This is a genomic window from Kitasatospora sp. NPDC036934, from assembly GCF_055608425.1.
This window is the reverse complement of the sequence record NZ_JBVJQR010000004.1, coordinates 239262-261251: the sequence shown is the minus strand read 5'-3', so window position 1 is coordinate 261251 and position 21990 is coordinate 239262. Positions and strand designations below refer to the sequence as shown.

Here is a 21990-nt window from a genome sequence, read left to right as displayed (position 1 = left end):
GGTTCCCGCACGCACGCCCGAACGGGCGGTGCCGGTGCGTCGCGGTGCGCCCCGCGGGTCGGCGACGGCCCGGCGGGGCTTGCGACGGCTCCGCAGGAGCGCCCCGGGGGCCTCAGAGGCCGGCCAGGACCTTCAGGTACTCCCGCTCGTCCCGGGCGTCCGGGAGGCCGTTGACGACGCTCCAGCGCACCGTGCCGGCCCGGTCGATCACGAACGTGCCGCGCAGCGGGCAGCCCTTCTCCTCGTCCAGGACGCCGTACGCGCGGGCGACCTCGCCGTGCGGCCAGAAGTCGGCCAGCAGCGGGAACTCAAGGCCCTCCCGGTCGGCGAGGACCCGCTGGGAGAACTGCGAGTCGCAGGAGACCCCGAGCACCTGGACGTCGTCGTTCTGCAGCCCGGCCAGTTCGCGCTGGATCGCGCCCAGCTCGCCGGTGCACACGCCGGTGAAGGCGAACGGGTAGAAGACCAGGACGACGTGCTTGCGGCCGCGGAAGTCGGCCAGCCGGACCGTCTCCCCGTGCTGGGTGCGGAGCTCGAAGTCCGGAGCCGGGGTGCCGACCTCGATGGCCATGTGCGGGACCTTCCTGACGCGGGCGGGCCGGGCGGCGCGCGGCCCGGCAGGCGACATCCTCGCATCCGTTGACCGGCGTTGAGCCGAACGGATGACCCGGCTCGTCGGGCGGCCCACGTCTTCCGCTCTGAGCGAACGCATCGGCGCTCCCGGACCCCGCACCGGACCGCCCGGCGAACCCGCACCGGACCGGCACCGGAACCCCACCGGAGCCCCACCTGAAAGCCCCGGCCGCACCCCCGGAAAGCCCCCGGAAGGCCCCCTGCCCCACCCGCGGAAGCCCTTGGACCCGCCCACGAAAAGCGCCGGGCCCCGCCGGAGGAGAATCCCCTCCGACGGGGCCCGGCAAGGGGCTCAGGGGCCCGTTCAGCGCTGCTTGGGCTGCTTCGCCGTGGACTTGGTGGCCAGGCGGGTGGCCGCCCAGTCCTTGGCGACCGCGATCGAGCTGGTCTGGGACAGACCGGCGGTGCGGGCCGCGTCCGCGATCTCGGAGGCCTCGATGTGCCCGTCCCGGCCGGTCTTGGGCGTCAGCAGCCAGATCAGACCGCCCTCGGCCAGGTACTCCAGGGCGTCGACGAGGGAGTCGGTGAGATCCCCGTCGTCGTCGCGGTGCCACAGCAGGACGGCGTCAGCGACGTCGTCGTAGTCCTCGTCGACGAGCTCCGTCCCGGTGATCTCCTCGATGCCCTCGCGGAGGTCCTGGTCAGTGTCTTCGTCGTACCCCAGCTCCTGGACGATCTGACCTTCCTCGAAGTTCAGACGGGTCGCCGGGTTGTTGGACTTGTCCGCGGGGTCCGCGGTCGCGCTCACGGGAATAACCTCCAGTATTCGGCCCGGCGTCCATGCCGAGGCTGTTGCCGTAGTCCACACGGGCGCGGCGGTTCGCGCAAGTACCCGACCGCCGATCCCCTCCAAAGGTTGACGTGCCACACCGGAACACGCCGGTCGACGTGTCGGGAATCACACCGATTTGCCCTTCTCTGCGTGGGACAAGGATGCTTCGGGTGGTCCCGGCCCACAGGCCGTACGCGTGCCCGAGATGCGAACGGCATTCGGGGTCCGCGCGTGCGCGGGCGTAGAGTCTCCTGTTGGCCCTCACCCCGGCCGCCCGCCATCGGGTGGACGGGACACCAGGTCGGACCACCTCTTTTCGTAACACCCGGGGGTGTTCGGAGCGGACGAAGAAGCCCGCGACGCGCGCCACCAGACCGTTCCGCCCACCAGGCGGAACGGTTACCGATCGGTAGAGATGACGGATCTCCGAGCGCGGTAGCACGATGGAGGCGGCGCGACACACCTCAGTTTCGACCGACAGTGAAGGAACAGCGTGGCTTCCGGATCCGATCGCAACCCGATCATCATTGGCGGCCTTCCGAGTCAGGTCCCGGACTTCGATCCCGAGGAGACCGCGGAATGGCTGGAGTCGCTCGATGCGGCTATCGACGAGCGGGGGCGTGAGCGTGCCCGTTACCTGATGCTGCGGCTGATCGAGCGCGCCCGCGAGAAGCGTGTCGCCGTGCCCGAGATGCGCAGCACGGACTACGTCAACACCATCGCGACCAAGGACGAGCCGTTCTTCCCCGGCAACGAGGAGATCGAGCGCAAGATCCTCAACGCGACCCGCTGGAACGCGGCCGTCATGGTCTCCCGGGCGCAGCGCCCGGGCATCGGCGTCGGTGGCCACATCGCCACCTTCGCCTCCTCCGCGTCGCTGTACGACGTCGGCTTCAACTACTTCTTCCGCGGCAAGGACGCCGAGGGCGAGTCGGGCGACCAGATCTTCTTCCAGGGTCACGCCTCCCCCGGCATCTACGCCCGTGCCTTCCTGCTGGACCGACTCACCGAGCAGCAGCTCGACGCGTTCCGCCAGGAGAAGTCGAAGGCCCCGTACGGCCTGTCCAGCTACCCGCACCCGCGGCTGATGCCGGACTTCTGGGAGTTCCCGACCGTCTCGATGGGCCTCGGCCCGCTCGGCGCGATCTACCAGGCGCGGATGAACCGCTACCTGGAGCACCGGGGCATCAAGGACACCTCGGACTCGCAGGTCTACGCCTTCCTCGGCGACGGCGAGATGGACGAGCCCGAGTCGCTCGGCCAGCTGTCGCTGGCCGCCCGTGAGGGCCTGGACAACCTGACCTTCGTGGTCAACTGCAACCTGCAGCGCCTGGACGGCCCGGTCCGCGGCAACGGCAAGATCATCCAGGAGCTGGAGTCCCAGTTCCGGGGTGCCGGCTGGAACGTGATCAAGCTCATCTGGGACCGCTCCTGGGACCCGCTGCTCGCGCAGGACCGCGACGGCGTCCTGGTGAACAAGATGAACACCACGCCGGACGGCCAGTTCCAGACCTACGCCACCGAGACCGGCGACTACATCCGCGAGCACTTCTTCGGCGGCGACCTGCGCCTGCGCGCCATGGTCGAGAACATGACCGACCAGCAGATCCAGCACCTGGGTCGCGGCGGCCACGACCACAAGAAGATCTACGCGGCGTTCAAGGCGGCCCGCGAGCACAAGGGCCAGCCGACGGTCATCCTGGCCCAGACGGTCAAGGGCTGGACGCTCGGCCCCAACTTCGAGGGCCGCAACGCCACCCACCAGATGAAGAAGCTGACGGTCGAGGACCTGAAGCGCTTCCGCGACCGGCTGCACCTGCCGATCACCGACAAGCAGCTGGACGAGGGCTACCCGCCCTACTACCACCCGGGCCGCGACTCGGAGGAGATCCAGTACATGCACGACCGCCGCCAGGGCCTCGGCGGCTTCGTGCCCACCCGCAAGGTGCGCCCGCGCCCGCTGGCGCTGCCCGGCGACGACGCGTACAAGGCGGTCAAGAAGGGTTCCGGCAACCAGACCATCGCCACCACCATGGCGTTCGTCCGGGTGCTCAAGGACCTCATGCGGGACAAGGGCATCGGCAACCGCTTCGTGCCGATCGCGCCGGACGAGTACCGCACCTTCGGCATGGACTCGCTGTTCCCGTCGGCGAAGATCTACAACCCGCTGGGCCAGACCTACGAGTCGGTCGACCGCGACCTGCTGCTGGCCTACAAGGAGTCGCCGACCGGCCAGATGCTGCACGACGGCATCTCCGAGGCCGGCTGCACCGCCTCGCTGATCGCCGCCGGTTCGTCCTACGCGACCCACGGCGAGCCGCTGATCCCGGTCTACGTCTTCTACTCGATGTTCGGGTTCCAGCGCACCGGCGACCAGTTCTGGCAGATGGCCGACCAGCTGGCCCGCGGCTTCGTGATCGGCGCCACCGCCGGTCGCACCACGCTGACCGGTGAGGGCCTGCAGCACGCCGACGGCCACTCGCACCTGCTGGCCTCGACCAACCCCGGCGTCGTCGCGTACGACCCGGCGTACGGCTTCGAGATCGCGTACATCGTCCAGGACGGTCTGCGGCGGATGTACGGCTCCAGCGCCGAGCACCCGCACGGCGAGGACGTGTTCTACTACATGACCGTCTACAACGAGCCGATCAAGATGCCGGCCGAGCCCGAGAACGTGGACGTCGAGGGCATCCTCAAGGGTCTGCACAAGTACGCACCGGGCACCGCCGGCCAGATCCCGGCCCAGATCCTCGCCTCCGGCGTGGCCGTGCCGTGGGCCCTGGAGGCCCAGCGCATCCTCGCCGAGGAGTGGAACGTCAAGGCCGACGTCTGGTCCGCGACCTCCTGGAACGAGCTGCGCCGCGACGCGGTGGAGGCCGAGGAGTTCAACCTGCTGCACCCCGAGGAGCAGCAGCGGGTGCCGTACGTCACCCAGAAGCTCCAGGGCGCCGAGGGCCCGATCGTCGCCGTGTCCGACTGGATGCGCGCCGTTCCGGACCAGATCGCCCGCTGGGTGCCGGGCCAGTACCAGTCGCTGGGCGCCGACGGCTTCGGCTTCGCCGACACCCGTGGCGCGGCCCGTCGCTTCTTCCACATCGACGCCCAGTCGGTCGTCCTGGGCGTGCTCACCGAGCTCGCCAAGCAGGGCAAGGTCGACCGTTCGGTGCTGAAGGACGCGATCGACCGCTACCAGCTGCTGGACGTGGCCGCGGCCGACCCGGGCGCCGCCGGCGGCGACGCCTGATCACCCGCTAGCGCCTGAAGGGGCCGGACTCCGTGCGGAGTCCGGCCCCTTCGGCGTTCGGTGGTCTTCGCCTCCGACGACGGCAGCGACACCGACCCGGTCCGGTACCGCTGGTGGCGACCCGGGCCTGAGCGAAGGAGAGGCGGCCCCGGACTCCCCCACGGAGTCCGGGGCCGCCGGTCAGGGGCGCGCTCAGATGTGCACGGCCGGGCCCGCGTCGGTCTCGCCGCGGCGGGTCAGCGGGCGTCACGGGCAGCGGAGCGCTTCAGGCCCTGTTTGCCCCGGTCGACCGGCGAACGGCCGCCCTTCGCCCCGCCGGGCGGGGCCTAGGTGATGCAGCCGTCCACCGAGATCTCGCCCAGGTCGAGGCCGATCATCCGGTCGCAGGCGTCCAGGGCCAGAGCGTGCAGCGTTTGCGAAATCCCCTGCTGGGACCACTCTTTGAGGCGTCGACGAATGGTGCGCAGGACGTCGGAGGGGTCGACTCCCCGCGCGGGCGCTTGTCCCTCGTCAGGACGGGTAGACGATCGAGCCCAGCGGTGGGCAGGGGATCAGCATGGTGCCGATGCCCGGGCGTTCGACGAAGGCCCGGGCTGCGGCGGCCTGTTCGCGTCGGGTGTCCAGATCGTCGGCGTGCCAGGCGTCGCGCCTGGCACGGGTGTGGTCCCACGAGTCGTCGATGAGGCTGAGGCTGACATTGCCGGCGCTGCGCTGGAAGTCCGCCTTCACGGCGGCCCGTCGCAGTGCGGTTTGTGTGGCGGCGAGGTCGAGGCGGGTGATCAGCACCCCGGGGGTGTTCGGCTCGCGGGTCGGCATGGGGGCCTGCGGGAGCAGCGAGGCCCCGGTGTCGAGGCGGCCGATGTTGTCGACGGTCGCCTGCTGGGCCTCCCGCGCGATGATCTGCATCTCCCGGTGCAGCCAGAGGAACTCGTCGAGGTCGGCCGGGGTGACGCGCATCCGCTCGTACAGGGCCCGGAACCGGGGGTCGTGGTGCAGCGGGCGCACGAGCGGCATGTGGAACGCCACGCAGTCGTTGAACCCGTTCGCCACGGCGGCGTCGAAGTGGAGGAGGCCCTGATCCACCTGCCCCTGTGCGATGGCCAGACCACCGAGGCCCGAGTGCCCCGACGCGACGAGCCACCTGCCGTCGGGGCCGAGCGCCGAGGCGCGCACGACGATGTCGTGGAGGCCGGCGACGACGTCGACGCCCCGCGGGGTGAGGCCATGGGTCATGACCACCACCTGAAGATCGTGCACGCGGGCGGTCAGTGACGTGACGGTGTCGGCCATGGATCTCCTCGGTGGTGGTGAGGGTGGCAGGTGCTCAGGCTCGGGCCAGCCAGCCTTCTGCGAGACCGTCAAGGACGAACCCGTTGTCGAAGCGCACCCGGTAGGTCGTCCGAGCGCCCGCTCCGGCGTTGGGCGCTCCCACCCGGGCGACGTTCTGGCGGAGGTCATCGATCAGGCTCGCCGCGAACGCGTCGAACCGATGGCCGCGAATTTGCTGATCGAAGCCCGCGAGGTAGTCCTGGCCCGCGCGGCCGGCTTCCGTGGTCGAGCCCATGACCGTTCCCGCCAGGCCCTCGGCGAGGAACAGCGGACCGGGGAGGCCGTCCCTGGTCGCGGTGTCACCTGCGGTGACCTGCGCATCCCTGGTCAGCGTGACCCTCGTTCCGGCCTCGTACGGCATGGGTGCCCCCTGTCGTTCGATCTTGGGCTCGCAAGCGTAGTCGAATCACCTTGGGGAGAAACGGTGTTCGACGAAGCTCGGGAGCTTCATGATCGCGGCGAACTGATCCCAGAAAGGCGCCTTCCGTGGCGTAAGGCGCCTTGCACCCAAGTCTGCCAGCAGTTCGGCCCGCTGACTCTCGGTGAGTCGTACCAGTCGCTCCCGTATCACTGACTGCGGCTCCCCCATGACCGACCAAGAACAGCCGGGCAGCACGACGGGCCCGAGCAGCACGACGGCCCCGGAACTCCGCGGAGGAGTTCCGGGGCCGTGGCGTGCGGACTCAGATGTGCACGGCCGGGCCCGCGTCGGTCTCGCCGCGGCGGGTCAGCAGGGCGAGCAGGGCGGCGCCGAAGGCGACCACGGCGGCCACCGCGAAGGCGAGCGACATGCCGCTGACGAACGACTGGTGCACGGCGCCGGCCATCGCGTCCACCGCCTGCTGCGGGGTGCCGGGCGGGGCCGGCGGGGTGATGCCCAGCTGGGCGGCCTGCTTGAGGCCCTCGGCCTGCGGGCCCTCGACCGGCGGCAGGCCGGCCTCGGCCCAGTTGCCGGGCAGCACGTCGCCGACCTTGGCGGCCATCAGGGCGCCCAGCACGGCGGTGCCGAGGCTGCCGCCGACCTGCATCGCGGCCTGCTGGAGGCCGCCGGCCACGCCGGACAGCTCCAGCGGGGCGTTGCCGACGATGACCTCGGTGGCGCCGACGATGACCGGGCTGATGCCCAGGCCCATCAGGACGAACCAGAGCGACATCACGCCGGTGCCGGAGCCGGTGTCCAGGGTGGACATGCCGAACATCGCGGCGGTGGTGATCAGCATCCCGGCCGTGATCGGGACGCGCGGGCCGAGCTTGCCGATCGCGATGCCCGCCAGCGGCGAGCCGACGATCATCATGCCGGTCATCGGCAGCAGGTGGACGCCGGCGTCGACCGGCTTCATCCCGTGCACGTTCTGCAGGTAGAAGGTCACGAAGAAGATCGCGCCGAAGAACGCGAAGGCCATCAGCACCATCAGCAGCACGCCCGCCGACAGCGGCACCGAGCGGAACAGGCTGAGCGGGATCAGCGGTTCCTTCGCCCGGCCCTGCCAGAGCGCGAAGAGCACCATCAGCAGCACCGCGCCGCCCAGGAGCAGCAGCGTCCGGGCGTCGCCCCAGCCCCACTCGGGGGCCTTGATGATGCCGAAGACCAGCGCGAACATCCCGACCGAGAGCAGCGCGATGCCCGGCACGTCGAAGGACTTGGCGGCGTTCTCGGCCCGCACGTCCTTGAGGATCCACAGGCCGAGGGCGACCGCGATCAGGCCGACCGGGATGTTGATGAAGAACACCGACTCCCAGCTGACGTGTTCCACCAGCAGGCCGCCGACGATCGGGCCGGCCGCGGTGGAGGCACCGATCACCCCGCCCCAGATGCCGATCGCCATGTTGAGCTTCTCGGCCGGGAAGGCCCCGCGCAGCAGGCCGAGCGCGGCCGGCTGGAGCAGCGCGCCGAACAAGCCCTGGAGGACGCGGAAGGCGATCACGGTCTGGATGTTGCCGGCGAAGCCGATCGCGGCCGAGGTGGCGGCGAAGCCGACCGCGCCGACCAGGAAGGTGCTCTTGTGGCCGAAGCGGTCACCGATCTTGCCGGCGGTGATCAGGAAGACCGCGAGCGCCAGCAGGTAGCCGCTGGTGACCCACTGGATCTCGGACGGCGCGGCCTTCAGCTTCTCCTGGATCACCGGGTTGGCGATGGCGACGATCGTGCCGTCCAGGGCGACCATCATCAGGCCGACCGCCACGGTCAGCAGGGTCAGCCAGGGGTGTCCCTTGAACCCTCCCCCCGACGTCGGATTCGGCGGTGGCGGTGCGTCCGCCTCGGAGTTCTTGACGACGGACTGACTCATCTGGGCCCTCCGGGGGCGTGACAGAGATCGGAACGTGACGGTGGCGCTGCGCCGACCCACCCGTCCCCACGAGTGCCCGGCCGACGAGCGCCACTTCGGCAGATTATGTCAGTCACTGACAATCGGCAAACAATGACTTCTGACCTGAACTGACATTTGTCAGGCCGCTAAGGTTGTGCTCCCACTCGCCACACCAGCGCCCGGAAGGCCCCGCCATGGCCGCTCGCACCCCCCACCCCACCGCGCCGGACGCCGACCGGGCACCCGGTCTGCGGGAGCGCAAGAAGCAGCAGACCCGGGACGCCCTGGTCCGGGCCGCCCACATGCTCTTCCTCAGCCAGGGCTTCGCCAAGACCACCGTCGACGAGATCGCCTCCGCCGTCGACGTCTCCCAGCGCACCTTCTTCCGCTACTTCGCGAACAAGGACGAGGTCGCCCTCGCCGTGATGGCCGACGCCGAGGACTACTTCATCGAGTGCCTGCGCCACCGCCCCGCCGAGGAGACCCCGCTCCAGGCCCTGCGCGCCTCGATCGTCAAGGCCTGGCGCGACCTCGGCAACGCCCGGACCTCCGGCCCCGGCTCGATCAGCAGCGCCCTGGAACTGCTGCGGATCATCGAGGAGACCCCGCCGCTGCTCGCCGCCCACCTGCGCCGGGTGACCGAACAGGAGCGGCTGGTGGGCCAGGTGCTCGCCGAACGCGAAGGGATCGACCCGGCCCGGGACCTGCGCCCGGTCGTGCTCGCCGCCGTCTTCGGCAGCCTGCTGCGCTCCGCCCACCTGTCCTGGACCGCCGAACAGGAACCGGCCGGACCCGAGGGCATGGTCGCCGTGATCGAGCGCTACTTCGACCAGCTCGGCCCCGCGCTGGCCGGCCACTGGCAGCCGTAGCGCCTCCCCCGCGCCTCCCGACGACGGCACCCGCCCGCCCGGCGCCGCCGTCATACCCGGGTATCACCCCGTACCGCAGTAGCCCCCGGAAGTTCGCGCTCCAGTCCGACGCCCCGCGCGGGCCCGCCCTCCTAGGCTGGCCCGCGATGAAGACGCTCACCGAAGCCGACGCCCGCGGGTTCGCCCTCCGCCAGCTGCGCACCCTGCGGCACCACCTCACCACCCCCAGCGAGGACGACACCCCGCTGCTCGGGAACTCCCGCCGCCCCTGGGTGCGCCGGCTCCCGTACGCCGTCGTGATCATCCTCCAGGCCTCGCTGATCCCCACCGGGATCGCCAACCTGGTCGACTTCTACGGCCTGGTGCTGCCGGTGGCCGCCGCGCTCACCATCGCCCAGACAACGCCGCTGTTCCTCGCCGTCACCCGGCCGCTGGCCGCCTGGTGGATCAGCGCCGTCGCCCTGGTCACCACCGCCGTCATCACCGCCCACCAGCACCAGCTGGCGGGCAGTTGGCCGTGGACGGCGCCGATGATCCTGGCGTACCTCTTCCTGCTGCTCGCCCTAGGACTGCGGGAGAGCCGGGCCACCGTGATCGCGGTCTGGGTCGCCACCGTCCTGCTCACCATCCTCACCACCACCCTCGGACTGCCCCGGGCCGGCGACGGCACTACCGTGCTGCTGATCGCGCTCAGCGGCGCCGTCCTGCTGCTCGGCTGGGCCGTCCGGGACCGCGCCGTCGCCCGCCGGCTGCTCACCGAGCAGGAGCAGATCAGCGAAGCGGAGCGCGAGCGGCGCACCCTGCTGGAGGAACGCACCCGGATCGCCCGGGAGTTGCACGACGTGGTGGCCCACCACATGTCGGTGATCGCGGTGCAGGCCGCCAGCGCGCCGTACCGGATCGAGGGCGTCCCGGCCGACGCCGCCGAGGAGTTCACCGCGATCGCCGGCACCGCGCGCGAGTCGCTGGCCGAGATGCGCCGGCTGCTCGGGGTGCTGCGCAGCGAGGACACCGGCGGGGAGACCGCCCCGCAGCCGGGAGTGGACCAACTCGCCCAGCTGGTTGAGACGGTGGGGCGGGCCGGGGTGCCCGCCGAACTGACCGTGGACGAGGGGCTGGCCGACCGGGTGCCGCAGGCCGTCGGCCTCTCCGCCTACCGGATCGTGCAGGAGGCGCTGGCCAACGTGGTCCGACACGCCCCCGGCGCCCGGACCTGGGTGTCGCTCTCGGCGGACGGCCCGGAACTGCGGCTCACCGTGGTCAACGCGCCCCCGCCGCAGCGCACCGAGTCGCTGGAGGCCTCGGTCGAGGGCACCGGTCACGGCCTGGTCGGAATGCGCGAACGCGTCCGGCTGGTCGATGGCAGGCTGGACACCGGCCCGCTGCCGGACGGCGGCTTCAAGGTGGCCGCCGTCCTGCCGATCGACCCACCCCAGGAGACACCCGCATGACCATCCGCGTGATCATCGTCGACGACCAGGCCATGGTGCGGGCCGGCTTCGCCGCCCTGCTCAACGCGCAGAGCGACATCGACGTGGTGGGGGACGCGGCGGACGGCGCCCAGGCCCTGGAGGTCACCGGCCGCACCCACCCGGACCTGGTGCTGATGGACGTCCGGATGCCCGTCATGGACGGCCTGGAGGCCGCCCGGCGACTGCTCGACCCCGCGGTCCCCGGCGCCCACCGACCCAAGGTGCTGATGCTCACCACCTTCGACGTCGACGACTACGTGTACGAGGCGCTGCGCGCCGGGGCCAGCGGCTTCCTGCTCAAGGACGCCCCGCCGGCCGACCTGATCGCCGCCGTCCGGGTGGTCGCGGCCGGCGAGGCACTGCTCGCCCCCTCCGTCACCCGGCGGCTGATCGCCGACTTCGCCCGCAACCGGCCCGCCAAGCGCCGCGACCCCAAGCTGCGACTCAACGGCCTGACCCCGCGCGAGACCGAGGTGCTGGAGCTGATCGCCCGCGGGCTGTCCAACCAGGAGATCGCCGCGCAGCTGGTCCTCGCCGAACAGACCGTCAAGACCCACATCGGGCGCATCCTCGGCAAGCTCGACCTGCGCGACCGCGCCCAGGCGGTGGTGCTGGCCTACGAGTCCGGTCTGGTGACGCCAGGTCAGTGACGTTCCGAGTACTACCTGGGTAGCACCCGGGAGTTGGCCCCGCGGAGTGACGTCCGCGGGGCCGTCGCATTCCTACCTTCCTCCTCGTCGGAAGCCGAACGGACGAGGGAGAACACGGACATGCGCAGGTTCCGGACCAAGCGGGCGCTCGCCGCCACCGCGGTGGCGCTGGCGGTGGTGCTCGGCGCGGGCGGCTGGGCCGCCGACACCCAGACCGCCCTCACCGGCCCGCCGCCGGACAGCGCCGGCTGGACCGCCGACACCGCGCTCGGCCTCCGACCGCCCGACCCGGCCACCAACACGCCCGCCCAAGTCTCCTCCTTCTTCGCCGACTTGACGCCAGCACAGCAGAACGCATTGGCCGCCCGGCACCCTCTGGTGGTCGGCAACCTGGACGGCGCCCCGGTCCAACTCCGGTACCGCGCCAACACCCTGGCCCTCACCGCCGAACGCGACCGGGAACTCGCCCGGGCCGTCGACCCGGCCCTCACCCCCCAGGACCACCAGGCCGCCCGCACCCGCGCCGAGCGCTACCGCACCCTGCTGGACGGCGGCCGGCAGATCCTCGCCTTCGACCCGCGCGGCCGCGGCCAGGTCGCCGAGGTGTTCGGTGACCTGGCCACCGCCCCGCGCACCGCCGTGGTCGTCCCCGGCTCCGACATCGACCTGCTCACCTTCGACCGCGCCACCGAGCCGTACGGCACCCCCGCCGGCATGGCCCGCGCCCTCCACCAGGCCACCGACGGACGCACCGCCGTGATCGCCTGGGCCGGCTACACCACCCCGCTCGGCCTCGGCGTCGACGCCGCCACCGAGGACCTCGCCCGGGCCGGTGCCACCCGCCTCGACCGGCTGCTCGACGGACTCGCCGTCAGCACCCGCCCCGAGGCCCCGGCCACCGTGTTCTGCCACAGCTACGGCTCGGTGGTCTGCGGCCTGGCCCGCCCCACCCCCGCCCGGGCCTCCGGCCTGGTGGTGCTCGGCTCGCCCGGCATGGGCGTCGACTCGGCCGCGGACCTCGACCCGGGCGTCCCGCTCTGGGCCACCACCCGCAACGACTCGGACTGGATCGGCGACGTGCCCAACGTGCGGTTCCTCGGCCTCGGCCACGGCACCGACCCGACCGACCCCGGGTTCGGCGCCCGCCCGTTGCCCTCCACCGGATCTCACGGCCACACCGGCTACTTCGCCCCCGGCACCGCCTCGCTCGCCGCCTACGCCGCCATCGCGCTCGGCCGCTGAAGCCCCCTACTGGAAGGAGCACCGCCATGGCCCACCCGCTCACCACCCTGCGCCGCGCCGCCGAGAAGGTCGACGCGAAGACCCCCGAGAGCCGCGACCGTGCCCTGGACGGGCTGCGCGCCCTCGCCCTGCTGTCCGTCCCGATCGGCCACTGGATGCTCGGCGGCCTCACCCTCTCCCCCGACGGCGCCCTGCACAACGCCAGCCCGCTCTCCTCGCTCGGCTTCCTCGCCCCGGCCAGCTGGGTGCTGCAGATGCTCGGGGTGTTCTTCCTGGTCGGCGGTCACTCCTCGGTCCGCTCGCTGGAGCGGGCCCGGGAGAAGGGCCTGTCGTACGGGAGTTGGCTGCGGACCCGGACGGTCCGGCTGCTGCGCCCGGTGCTCGGGGTGACAGCGGTGTGGGCGCTGCTGATCCCGCTGCTGCCCCGGCTCGGCGTGCCCGCGGACACCCTGCGCACCGGGGCGACGCTGGTGGTGCAGCCGCTCTGGTACATCGGGGTGTACCTGGCACTGACCGCGCTCACCCCGCTCTGCACGGCCTTCGGACGGCGGCTCGGCGGCTGGTCGGCGGCCCTGCTGGTGGCCTCGGTCGCGACCGTCGACCTGCTGCGGTACGGGCCGTGGGCCGACGCGATGCCCTCCTGGCTCGGCCTGCTGAACCTGCTGCCGGGCTGGATGTTCGGCTACCAGCTGGGCGTGCTGTGGGCGCAGGGCCGGCTCGGCCGGTCGGCGGCTCGGGTGCTGCTACTCGGCGGCGGCGCGCTGTTCGCCGTCCTGCTGGTGGTGTTCCACTACCCGGCCAGCATGGTCGGGGTGCCGGGCGTCGAGCGGACCAACTCGCACCCGCCGTCCCTGCTGGTGCTCGCCCTGGCCGCGGCGCAGTGCGGCGCCGCGGTGCTGCTGCGGGAGCGGCTGGGCCGGCTGCTGAGCCGCCGTCCGCTGCTGTGGCTGCCGGTGGTGGTGGTCAACCTGTCGGCGATGACGATCTTCTGCTGGCACCAGAGCGCGATGCTCGCCGTGGCGGTGCCCGGCGCGGCCGGCCTGGGTGCCGTTCCCGGCCTGACCACCGCACCGGACTCGCTCGGCTGGGTGGTCGCCCGGCTGGCCCTGCTCCCGCTGTTCGGTGCCGCCCTGGTGGCGATCGGGTGGTTCACCCGGCGCTTCGACGGGCCCTGGACGTCCTTCTCCCGGGCCGGCAAGGCGCTGGCCGGCACGGCCGCGGCGCTGTTCGCCGCGTACGCGCTGGGAGTGGTGTGACGCACGCCGGGCGATCAGGGCACGACAGGGGCGCGGACCGACCGGTCCGCGCCCCTGCGGCCGTTCCGAGGCGCCCCTGGAGCGGCGACCGCCCCAAGGGGTGCATCCGCATGCGAACCACCACGCACTGTGATGTCGTGTGACGGTCGGCGACCATCGCTGGACCCGCGCCCGCCCACGGCCCGTCCGTCCGCATTCGCCGCCCCTCCCCGGAACGCTCCCACCCTAGGAGACCCATGTCCCCGTTCCCACCGCGCCTGCGGCCCCGGCTCCGGTCCCGGGCCGGCCGCCGGCTGCCGACCACCGCCGTGGTCCTCGCCGTCAGCGCCGGCGCCCTGCTGGGCGCCGCCTCCCCGGCGCTCGCCCACGGCGGGGACGACCTCGCCCCGCACGTCGACTCCCGCCGGATCGCCGAGGATCTGCGCCAGGACGAGGTCGCCGCCCTCGGCCAGGAGCACGCCGAGGAGCACGCCCGGATGCGCGCGGCCGTCCGCGGCATCGGCGACTACCCGCAGACCACCCGGACCAACCGGTACAACGCCCTGACGGCTTCCCAGGCCGACCACAACAAGGCCTTCGCACCGGAGACCTGGGGCGCGTTCAAGGAGTACTTCCCGTCCCCCGACTTCGGCGACCACGTCGCCCTGCTGCCCACCGGCAAGGTGCTGCTGTTCTCCTTCGAACGGATCGAGACCAACCCGGAGAAGGAGCCCGCCCCCACCCAGACCACCGGCAAGGAGAACGCCGGCCGGGCCTTCCTCTGGGATCCCGCCAAGGGCACCGGCAAGGACGCGTTCAAGCAGGTCAACCCGCCGGTCTCGGACATGCCGGACGGCCTGAACGAGCCCCGCCCGGTGCCGTTCTTCTGCTCCGGCCACTCCTTCCTCCCCAACGGCATGCTCGGCGTCTTCGGCGGCAACCTCGGCGGCAACGGCGGCACCGGCGCCAAGCTCTCGCTGGTCTTCGACCCGTGGACGGAGACCTGGACCCGCAACCCCGACATGTCGGTGGGCCGCTGGTACCCCTCGGTGGTGACCGGCGCCGACGGCCGGCAGCTGATCATGTCCGGCCAGTCCGAACTCGGCTACGGCACCCCGACCCCGGTGGTCGAGCGCTTCCCCGCCAAGGCCTTCCCGGTGCCGGTGAAGAAGACCGACACCCCCGCCAACACCCCGGTCGAACGGTTCAAGGTAGACGCGCCGTTCAGCTTCGACTACCCGCACCTGTTCTCGCTCAACGACGGCAACGTCTACGGCTTCGGCCGCGCGGCCGACGAGCAGTGGAAGTTCGACCCGGTCGCCGAGACCCGCACCGACCTCACCGCCCGCCCCGACGGCCGCAAGCGCAACTACGGCTCCGCCGTGATGCTGCCCGGCGGAGCCAACGGCCCGGACTCCGCACTGATCCTCGGCGGCGACCGCGACAACCCGAGCACCCTGCGCTTCTCCAACGGCAGTTGGACCGCCGACAAGTCCCGCGCCTTCGGCCGCACCCAGGACGACACCCTGCTGCTGCCCAACGGCCGACTGATGACGGTCAACGGCGCCTACGACATCCGCGACTACGGCAACGGCCCGTACAACCCCAACGCCGACCTCAAGTACCGCCAGATCGAACTGCGCGACGACCAGGGCGACTGGCAGCTCGGCCCGGTCCAGCGGCTGCCGCGCGGCTACCACTCCAACGCGGTGGTGCTGCCGGACGGCCGGGTCATGGTGACCGGCGACGAGCTCCAGCAGATGGCCAACAACACGGACATCAACGGCACCGTCGACGGCGTCCCGGGCACCTCCGGCCCGATCACCATGAACGGCACCATCGAGATCTACGAACCGCCCTACCTGCACCAGGGCGACCGGCCCGCACTCGCCAACGCGCCCACCGCGCCGATCGGTTACGACAGGAAGTTCACCGTCACCAGCACCACCCCGGCCCTCGCCGGCAGGGCCGTCCTGATGGCGCCGACCACTTCCACCCACTCGGTCAACACCAGCCAGCGCTACGTCGACCTGCGGCTCACCAGCCGGGCCGGCAACCGGCTGGAGTTCCAGGCCCCGCCGGATGCCAAGGCCGCCCCGCCCGGCTGGTACCTGCTCTTCCTGCTCAGCGACAAGGGCGTACCCAGCGTCGCCCAGTGGGTCCAGCTCGGCCCCTCCGCCTGATCCCCCCTGCCCCCCGATCCCCCCTGCACCCCGAAAGGAACCCCGAGAACGATGACCACGGATCTGAGCCTGCGCGAGAGCGAGGAGATCCAGGGCGACATCCTGGCCGGCTTCAAGAAGGACAACGTCAGCGTCCTGTTCCTGAAGTTCGAGGACGCCGCCCGGGCCCGCGACTGGCTGCGCCGGCTGACCCCGCAGATCTCCACCACCCGCGAGGTCGCCGCGTTCAACGAACGGTTCAGCGAGGCCAAACAGGCCGCCGGCGGCGACGACCCCAAGTCGCTGACCGCCACCTGGCTGGGCGTCAGCTTCACCTACGAGGGCATGCGGATGCTGGCCGGCAGCGATCCGTTCCCCACGCCCCCACCGGTCGGCGGCGGCCTGGAGGCCTTCAAGGACGGCTCGGCCAAGCGGGCGGGCGCCCTCGGCGACACCGGCGACAACCGCCCGGAGACCTGGCTGTTCGGCAACGGCACGAACCAGCCGATCCACGCCGTGCTGAAGATCTCCGCGGACACCGAGCGGGACCTCCAGTCGGCGATCGAGGCCCAGCGGATCGCCGCCGCCGAGTGCCGGGTGCTGATCGTCTACCAGCAGAACGCCCAGACCCTGCTGGGCAGTCGGCGCGGCAAGGAGCACTTCGGTTTCAAGGACGGCATCAGCGAGCCCGGCATCCGGGGCTTCGACCAGCCGAACCCGAGCAATCCGGACGAGGTGGACGGCCACCCGGGTACCCGGCTGATCCCGGCCGGCGAGTTCATCTGCGGGCTGCCCAACGACCAGTTCAGCGGCCCGCCGAGCCAGTACCCCGAGTGGGCCCGCGACGGTTCCTTCCAGGTGATCCGCCGGCTCGCCCAGGACGTGCCCGGCTGGTGGTCGCAGGTCGCGGTCAAGCTGGAGGAGCTGAGGAGCGCCAAGGCCGTCCCGGAGCACGCCACCACGGAGTGGCTGGCCGCCCGGATGGTCGGCCGCTGGCGCTCCGGCGCACCGGTCTGCAAGCACCCGGACCGGGACGTGCCGAACAACCCGGACGCCGCCAAGGACAACGACTTCACCTTCCGGGACGACCCGGAGGGCCTGGTCACCCCGCTCTGGTCGCACCTGCGCAAGACCGAACCACGCGCCGGCCTCCAGGAGGCCCCGGACAAGACCCCGTTCGACGCAAAGGACCTCAACGGCCGGCGGATCATGCGCCGAGGCACCCCGTACGGCGCCCCGTTCGACCCGGCCTCCGAGGGGCCGGGCGGCCCCGACGACCCGCGCGGCCTGCTGTTCATCTGCTACCAGGCGGACATCCAGCGGCAGTTCGAGTTCATCCAGGTCGACTGGATGGACCAGCCGAACTTCCCGCCGAACCGGGACAGCCAGGGGAACACCCCGCCCGGGCACGCCAAACCCCGTCCGGTACCGGGCCGTGACCCGGTCACCCAGAACTGCCTGGACCCGGACAGCCGCGAGATCACCCCGGTCGACTTCGAGAGCCGGGACGCGAGCGGCCTGATCGAGCACACCCCGCTGAGCTTCGCGCAGTTCGTCCGGACCACCGGCTCGGTGTACGCCTTCATGCCGTCCCTGAGCATCCTGCGCGGGCTCTGCGAGGGGCGGCTCACCCCGGTCGGCCGGCAGAACGGCGGCCAGACCGGCACCCAGACGGGTGGCCAGACCGGCACCCAGACCGGCGGCCTGCCCAAGCCGCAGCCGGTGAAGGCCTACCCCTGCGACGAGTTCGTCACCGTCCCGGACCAGTACCGCCGGAACGGCCAGAGCCAGTACTGGGCCTTCCACGGCGACCGCTGCCGGCTGATCTCGGTCGCCGACGGCTCCGCCCACACCGACCGCAAGGTCGAGGACGACGCCTGGCTGACCTGCTGGACCTGCCTCCAGGGCGTCGGCCGTGTCAACTGCGTGCTGCCCGTACCGGACCAGCAGGACCCCGGTGGCAAGAGCTGGTACTGGGTGTTCCACAGCACCATCGGCCGCCAGCAGTACCGGCTGGTCTCGATCACCTGCGCCGGCGGCCGGTACACCACCGCCCTGGAGCGCCCGGACCGCGACCTCACCTACTGGGGCTCGCTCAGCGGCGTCGGCCAGGTCGACTGCTGGCTGCCGGTGCCGGACCAGCAGCGGGTCGGCGGCAAGAGCTGGTACTGGTGCTTCCACACCACCAGCGGCCGCCAGCAGTACCGGCTGATCTCGATCGCCGACGGCTCCGCCCACACCGACGTCCGCGAGCGCACCGACCGCGAGCTCTCCCAGTGGTCCTCGCTGAACGGCCTGAGCCGGGTGGACTGCTTCCTGCCCGTCCCGGACCGCCAACGGGTCGGCGGGAACAGCGAGTTCTGGGTGTTCTGCGGCCAGAGCTACCGCCGGATCTCGATCGCCGACGGCAGCGGCCACCCGGACCGGCTGGTCGACGGCGACCGCACCTGCGACAACTGGGCCTCGCTCGGCTGAGCCGGTCCCACCCTCCGGACCCACTCTCCGGACGCGTGCCCCCGGTGTGCCGACCCGCACCCCGGGGGCGCGCTGTCCGAGCCCTGCTCTACCCTGCGGCCATGGTGACGTTCGACGAGTTCCGCGCGATGGCCCTGGGCCTTCCCGAGGCCGCCCAGGAGCCGACCTGGGGCATCGAGACGCTGCGGGTGCGCGGCAAGGTCTTCGCGATGGGCGCGCCCGACGGGGACAGCATCACCCTCAAGGCCTCCCGCGAGGACCAGGCCGAACTGATCGCGGCCGAGCCCGAGGTGTTCTCCTTCGCCCGGTACGTCGGCCGGCACGGCTGGGTGAGCGTCAGGCTGGACCTGGTCGACCGGGAGGAGCTGGACGACCTGGTCACCGAGGCCTGGCGGCGCACGGCGCCCAAGCGGGTGGTCGCCGGATTCGACGCCCGGCACTCCGGCTGACACCGCACTACCAGCTACTCGGAGACGCTGGAAAGACACCCCCGGTTCATGTGATCCATCCCACAGTTTAGGCGGGTCCGTCACCCTCCCGTGACCTCTACGCTTGCCCAGGGAAGTTCAGCAGTCCAATCGCACCCTCCGGGCACCGCCCGAGAAACGGTGACGGGCCCCAAGGGAGTTGGTGCGGTGCGCAACCGTCGACGCTGGAAGCGGGTACTGATCGGGGCGTTCGCGGGTTGTGCCGTGCTCGCCGACGCCGGTGCCTCGGCGGCCGCGGCCGCGGTCTCCTCGGAGCAGCTGGCGATCTCCACGCCCCCGGCCGGCAGCGCCGCCTGGATCAAGGACCACTCCTTCGGCCGCCTGCTGCCCGACCCGGCCACCACCAGCCCCGCCGACGCCGCCGCGTTCTTCGCCTCGCTCGCGCCGACCGAGCTGGACCGGCTGGTCAAGGCGTACCCGCTGGTCGTCGGCAACTACGACGGCGCCCCGCTGGACCTGCGCTACCGCGCCAACCGGATCGCCCTGGCCGACGAGCGCGACGCCGCCCGGGTCCGCGCGGCCGACAAGAAGCTCGACTCGGACACCCGAGCGCTGGCCGTCTCCCGCGCCAACGACGTCAAGCACCTGCTCTCCCCCGACCGGCAGGTCCTCGCCTTCGACCCGCGCGGCCGCGGCCTGGTCACCGAGGTCTGGGGCGACCTCGCCGACGCCGAGCGGATCTCCGTCCTCGTCCCCGGCTCGGACGCCGACCTCGGCCACTTCGACCAGACCGCCGAACCGCTGCGCTCCCCGGCCGGCATGGCCCGCGCCCTGTACACCGAGGAGCAGCGCCAGGCCCCGGGCACCCGGACCGCCGTGATCGCCTGGACCGGGTACGTCACCCCCTCCGGCCTCGGCCCGGACGCCGCCACCTCCCGGCTCGCCGACGTCGCCGCGCCCCGCCTGGAGCGGCTACTGGCCGGCCTCAAGGAGACCACCCGGCCGGACGCGCCACCGTCGCTGCTCTGCCACTCGTACGGCTCGGTGGTCTGCGGCACCGCCGCCCCGAGGATCCCGCGCGCGGCCGCCTCGCCCTCCGACACCTCCGGCATCACCGACATGATGGTGTTCGGCAGCCCCGGCATGGGCGTGCAGTCCGCCGGCGACCTGGGCCGCGGCGTGCACGTGTGGGCCACCCGCAACCCCAGCGACTGGATCGGCAATGTCCCGTTCCTGGAGGTCGGCAAGCTCGGCCACGGCGCCGACCCGACCGGCAGCGGCTTCGGCGCCGAGCAGATCTCCTCCGCCCGGGCCTCCGGCCACAACGGCTACTTCACCGACGGCACCGACAGCCTGCACAACTTCGCGGCGATCTCGCTCGGGGACTACCGCGACGTGGTCCGGCCCCAGTCCGGCTCCTAGTCGGTCCGGCTCAGTCGGTCCCGGTCCCCGTCAGGTCGGCTGCTCCTGGTACAGCCGCAGGGCCTCCGCCGCCGCCCGCGCCAGCTCGCGCCGGGCGGCCGGCGGGCCCAGCACCTCGGCCTCCGCGCCGAAGGCCAGCAGCGAGCGGACGGCCGCCGCGGCCGGGAAGGCCATCGCCAGCTCGACCCACTCCTCGGCCGGCCCGGTGCCCGCCTCCGGCGGCGCCGCGGTGACCCGGCCGCCGTGGATGCGCAGGAACATGTCCAGCCGTCCGCGCCGGACCCGCACCCGCACCGGCAGGTCCTTCGGCAGCCGCTCCACCTGCTCGCGCAGCGCCGCCCACACCTCGCCGAGCGCCACCCCGGCCCGGCGGCGCACCGCCTCCCCGGTGGTCTCGGCGTCCAGCACCCGGTCGACCCGGAACAGCCGCGGCTCGCCGCCCAGATCGGCCACCAGGTACCAGACCGCGGCCTTGCTCACCAGCCCGTACGGGTCGACGGTGTACTCGACCGGCGCGGGCGTGCCGCTGTGCCGGTAGCGCAGCCGCAGCCGCCGGTCGGCGAACACCGCGTACTGCAACTCGCCCAGGTCGGGCCCGCTCCCGGTGCCCGCCTGGGGGTTCTGCATCCAGCGCGCCGGGTCGACCAGGACGCGCTCGCTGATCCGCTCGGCGGCCGGGCGGTGCGGGGCGGGCAGCGCCGCCATCACCTTGCGCAGCGCCGAGCCGAGCGCGCCGTCCAGCCCGAGGTCGCTGTGGGCCCCCTGGGCGGAGAGCACGAACAGCGCCCGGGCCTCGTCCGCGGTCAGCCCGGTGACGTCGGTGCGGTAGCCGGGCAGCAGCTCGATGCCGCCGTGCCGGCCGCGCTCGGTGAACACCGGCACGCCGGCGGCGGAGAGCGACTCCACGTCGCGGTAGATGGTGCGGACGGACACCTCCAGCCGTTCGGCCAGTTCGGTGGCGGGCACCCGGCCCCGGGTCTGGAGCAGCAGCAGGATCGAGAGCAGGCGTTCGGCCTTCATGGCACCAGAATCCCAACAATCCTGACGGCGCTTGTCAGGTTTTACTGGGAGATTGCGTTCCGAGCCCGAAAGACCGCACCGCGCAGCACACACCGCACCGCGCAACACCACACCGTACGAAGGAGCCGAACGCAGATGAGCGCCGTCCAGGACGCCCGCCCGCAGTACCTCACCGCCCTCGGCCAGCTGGCGCAGCTGTTCGCCGCCGTCACCCCCGCCGACCTCGACCGGCCCACCCCGTGCGAGGAGTTCACGCTGCGTCAGCTGCTGAACCACGTGGTCGGCGGCGTCCACCGGTTCGCCTACCTGGGCGAGGGCGGCCGGTCCCAGGACATCGTGCCGGCCATCGAGGACCCGTCCGACGAGGGCTGGCCGGCCGCGCTCGCCCGCGCCACCGCCCGCGCCACCGCCGCCTGGGCGGACGACGCCAAGCTGGGCCGCCCGACCTTCGCCCCCTGGGGCGAGGTGCCCGGCGGCATGGTGGTCGGCGGCTACGTGATGGAGACCGTGACCCACTCCTGGGACATCGCCACCGCCCTCGACAACGGCTTCGTCCTGGACGACGCCCTGGCGCACACCGCGCTGGCCGTCGCCGAGCTGGTCCTGCCGCCCGCGAGCCGGGTCGAGGGCGTCCCGTTCGGCGCGGTGCGGCCGGCCTCGGCGGACGCCGACGTGCACACCCGGCTGGCCGCCTGGATGGGCCGCAAGGTCTGAGCTCCCCGGGGCCC

The 21990-nt window shown here is 72.3% G+C and carries 17 protein-coding genes and 1 pseudogene; 11 read left to right on the top strand and 7 right to left on the bottom strand.

Features of this window, described 5'->3' with window-relative positions; all coding sequences use genetic code 11:
* Positions 1–112 precede the first annotated feature (112 nt).
* Complete coding sequence (locus ACZ7BZ_RS08585; protein ID WP_470357716.1) at positions 113–571, bottom strand: peroxiredoxin; 459 nt, start codon at positions 569–571, stop codon at positions 113–115.
* Between the two features lie 366 nt (positions 572–937).
* Positions 938–1381: a DUF3052 domain-containing protein gene (locus ACZ7BZ_RS08580; RefSeq protein ID WP_380463919.1), complete on the bottom strand. Its 444-nt coding sequence runs from the start codon at positions 1379–1381 to the stop codon at positions 938–940.
* 517 nt (positions 1382–1898) lie between these two features.
* On the opposite strand from ACZ7BZ_RS08580, the gene aceE reads away from it, so the two are divergent.
* The gene (gene aceE / locus ACZ7BZ_RS08575) at positions 1899–4649 is read left to right on the top strand and encodes a pyruvate dehydrogenase (acetyl-transferring), homodimeric type (protein WP_470357715.1); all 2751 of its coding nucleotides are present in this window, start codon (positions 1899–1901) and stop codon (positions 4647–4649) included.
* Between the two features lie 242 nt (positions 4650–4891).
* Here the strand turns inward: aceE and ACZ7BZ_RS08570 are convergent.
* From ACZ7BZ_RS08570 to ACZ7BZ_RS08555, 4 genes and pseudogenes are all read right to left on the bottom strand, one after another.
* Positions 4892–5113, bottom strand: a pseudogene (locus ACZ7BZ_RS08570) (IS5/IS1182 family transposase); the annotation flags it as partial.
* Positions 5114–5159: 46 nt separating this feature from the next.
* The gene (locus tag ACZ7BZ_RS08565; RefSeq protein WP_470357714.1) at positions 5160–5939 is read right to left on the bottom strand and encodes a hypothetical protein; all 780 of its coding nucleotides are present in this window, start codon (positions 5937–5939) and stop codon (positions 5160–5162) included.
* Between the two features lie 34 nt (positions 5940–5973).
* A complete protein-coding gene (locus tag ACZ7BZ_RS08560) occupies positions 5974–6339 on the bottom strand; it encodes a hypothetical protein (protein WP_470357713.1) in 366 nt (121 codons plus the stop codon).
* A 322-nt stretch (positions 6340–6661) separates the two neighbouring features.
* A complete protein-coding gene (locus ACZ7BZ_RS08555) occupies positions 6662–8266 on the bottom strand; it encodes an MFS transporter (RefSeq protein WP_470357712.1) in 1605 nt (534 codons plus the stop codon).
* A 215-nt stretch (positions 8267–8481) separates the two neighbouring features.
* Here ACZ7BZ_RS08555 and ACZ7BZ_RS08550 point away from each other — a divergent pair, with 215 nt between their 5' ends.
* From ACZ7BZ_RS08550 to ACZ7BZ_RS08510, 9 genes are all read left to right on the top strand, one after another.
* Entirely contained in the window at positions 8482–9156 is a 675-nt protein-coding gene (locus ACZ7BZ_RS08550; RefSeq protein ID WP_470357711.1) for a TetR/AcrR family transcriptional regulator, read from the top strand.
* Between the two features lie 146 nt (positions 9157–9302).
* Positions 9303–10607 (top strand): sensor histidine kinase, encoded by a 1305-nt coding sequence (locus ACZ7BZ_RS08545; RefSeq protein ID WP_470357710.1) that lies wholly within the window; start codon positions 9303–9305, stop codon positions 10605–10607.
* Positions 10604–11278, top strand: a complete 675-nt coding sequence (locus ACZ7BZ_RS08540) for a response regulator (protein ID WP_380460568.1) — start codon at positions 10604–10606, stop codon at positions 11276–11278. Before ACZ7BZ_RS08545 ends, ACZ7BZ_RS08540 begins: the two co-directional genes overlap by 4 nt.
* A gap of 120 nt (positions 11279–11398) precedes the next feature.
* Positions 11399–12520: an alpha/beta hydrolase gene (locus ACZ7BZ_RS08535; RefSeq protein ID WP_470357709.1), complete on the top strand. Its 1122-nt coding sequence runs from the start codon at positions 11399–11401 to the stop codon at positions 12518–12520.
* A 26-nt stretch (positions 12521–12546) separates the two neighbouring features.
* Positions 12547–13776, top strand: coding sequence for an acyltransferase family protein (locus ACZ7BZ_RS08530; protein WP_470357708.1), 1230 nt, complete (start codon positions 12547–12549; stop codon positions 13774–13776).
* A 236-nt stretch (positions 13777–14012) separates the two neighbouring features.
* On the top strand, positions 14013–15938 hold the full coding sequence (locus ACZ7BZ_RS08525) for a galactose oxidase-like domain-containing protein (protein WP_470357707.1): 1926 nt from the start codon (positions 14013–14015) through the stop codon (positions 15936–15938).
* Between the two features lie 51 nt (positions 15939–15989).
* The gene (locus tag ACZ7BZ_RS08520) at positions 15990–18392 is read left to right on the top strand and encodes a Dyp-type peroxidase (RefSeq protein WP_470357706.1); all 2403 of its coding nucleotides are present in this window, start codon (positions 15990–15992) and stop codon (positions 18390–18392) included.
* A gap of 101 nt (positions 18393–18493) precedes the next feature.
* Complete coding sequence (locus ACZ7BZ_RS08515; protein WP_470357705.1) at positions 18494–18841, top strand: MmcQ/YjbR family DNA-binding protein; 348 nt, start codon at positions 18494–18496, stop codon at positions 18839–18841.
* A gap of 186 nt (positions 18842–19027) precedes the next feature.
* On the top strand, positions 19028–20242 hold the full coding sequence (locus ACZ7BZ_RS08510) for an alpha/beta hydrolase (protein ID WP_470357704.1): 1215 nt from the start codon (positions 19028–19030) through the stop codon (positions 20240–20242).
* Between the two features lie 30 nt (positions 20243–20272).
* Here the strand turns inward: ACZ7BZ_RS08510 and ACZ7BZ_RS08505 are convergent, their stop codons facing one another.
* Complete coding sequence (locus ACZ7BZ_RS08505) at positions 20273–21262, bottom strand: helix-turn-helix transcriptional regulator (RefSeq protein WP_470357703.1); 990 nt, start codon at positions 21260–21262, stop codon at positions 20273–20275.
* A gap of 135 nt (positions 21263–21397) precedes the next feature.
* Here ACZ7BZ_RS08505 and ACZ7BZ_RS08500 point away from each other — a divergent pair, with 135 nt between their 5' ends.
* On the top strand, positions 21398–21976 hold the full coding sequence (locus ACZ7BZ_RS08500) for a TIGR03086 family metal-binding protein (RefSeq protein ID WP_470357702.1): 579 nt from the start codon (positions 21398–21400) through the stop codon (positions 21974–21976).
* Positions 21977–21990 lie beyond the last annotated feature (14 nt).

Excerpts from the sequence above, each read along its gene's own strand:
- ACZ7BZ_RS08585 (WP_470357716.1), bottom strand. The coding sequence starts at position 571 with ATGGCCATCGAGGTCGGCACCCCGGCTCCGGACTTCGAGCTCCGCACC.
- ACZ7BZ_RS08565 (WP_470357714.1), bottom strand. The coding sequence starts at position 5,939 with ATGGCCGACACCGTCACGTCACTGACCGCCCGCGTGCACGATCTTCAG.
- ACZ7BZ_RS08560 (WP_470357713.1), bottom strand. The coding sequence starts at position 6,339 with ATGCCGTACGAGGCCGGAACGAGGGTCACGCTGACCAGGGATGCGCAG.
- ACZ7BZ_RS08555 (WP_470357712.1), bottom strand. The coding sequence starts at position 8,266 with ATGAGTCAGTCCGTCGTCAAGAACTCCGAGGCGGACGCACCGCCACCG.
- ACZ7BZ_RS08550 (WP_470357711.1), top strand. The coding sequence starts at position 8,482 with ATGGCCGCTCGCACCCCCCACCCCACCGCGCCGGACGCCGACCGGGCA.
- ACZ7BZ_RS08545 (WP_470357710.1), top strand. The coding sequence starts at position 9,303 with ATGAAGACGCTCACCGAAGCCGACGCCCGCGGGTTCGCCCTCCGCCAG.
- ACZ7BZ_RS08540 (WP_380460568.1), top strand. The coding sequence starts at position 10,604 with ATGACCATCCGCGTGATCATCGTCGACGACCAGGCCATGGTGCGGGCC.
- ACZ7BZ_RS08535 (WP_470357709.1), top strand. The coding sequence starts at position 11,399 with ATGCGCAGGTTCCGGACCAAGCGGGCGCTCGCCGCCACCGCGGTGGCG.
- ACZ7BZ_RS08530 (WP_470357708.1), top strand. The coding sequence starts at position 12,547 with ATGGCCCACCCGCTCACCACCCTGCGCCGCGCCGCCGAGAAGGTCGAC.
- ACZ7BZ_RS08525 (WP_470357707.1), top strand. The coding sequence starts at position 14,013 with ATGTCCCCGTTCCCACCGCGCCTGCGGCCCCGGCTCCGGTCCCGGGCC.
- ACZ7BZ_RS08520 (WP_470357706.1), top strand. The coding sequence starts at position 15,990 with ATGACCACGGATCTGAGCCTGCGCGAGAGCGAGGAGATCCAGGGCGAC.
- ACZ7BZ_RS08515 (WP_470357705.1), top strand. The coding sequence starts at position 18,494 with ATGGTGACGTTCGACGAGTTCCGCGCGATGGCCCTGGGCCTTCCCGAG.
- ACZ7BZ_RS08505 (WP_470357703.1), bottom strand. The coding sequence starts at position 21,262 with ATGAAGGCCGAACGCCTGCTCTCGATCCTGCTGCTGCTCCAGACCCGG.
- ACZ7BZ_RS08500 (WP_470357702.1), top strand. The coding sequence starts at position 21,398 with ATGAGCGCCGTCCAGGACGCCCGCCCGCAGTACCTCACCGCCCTCGGC.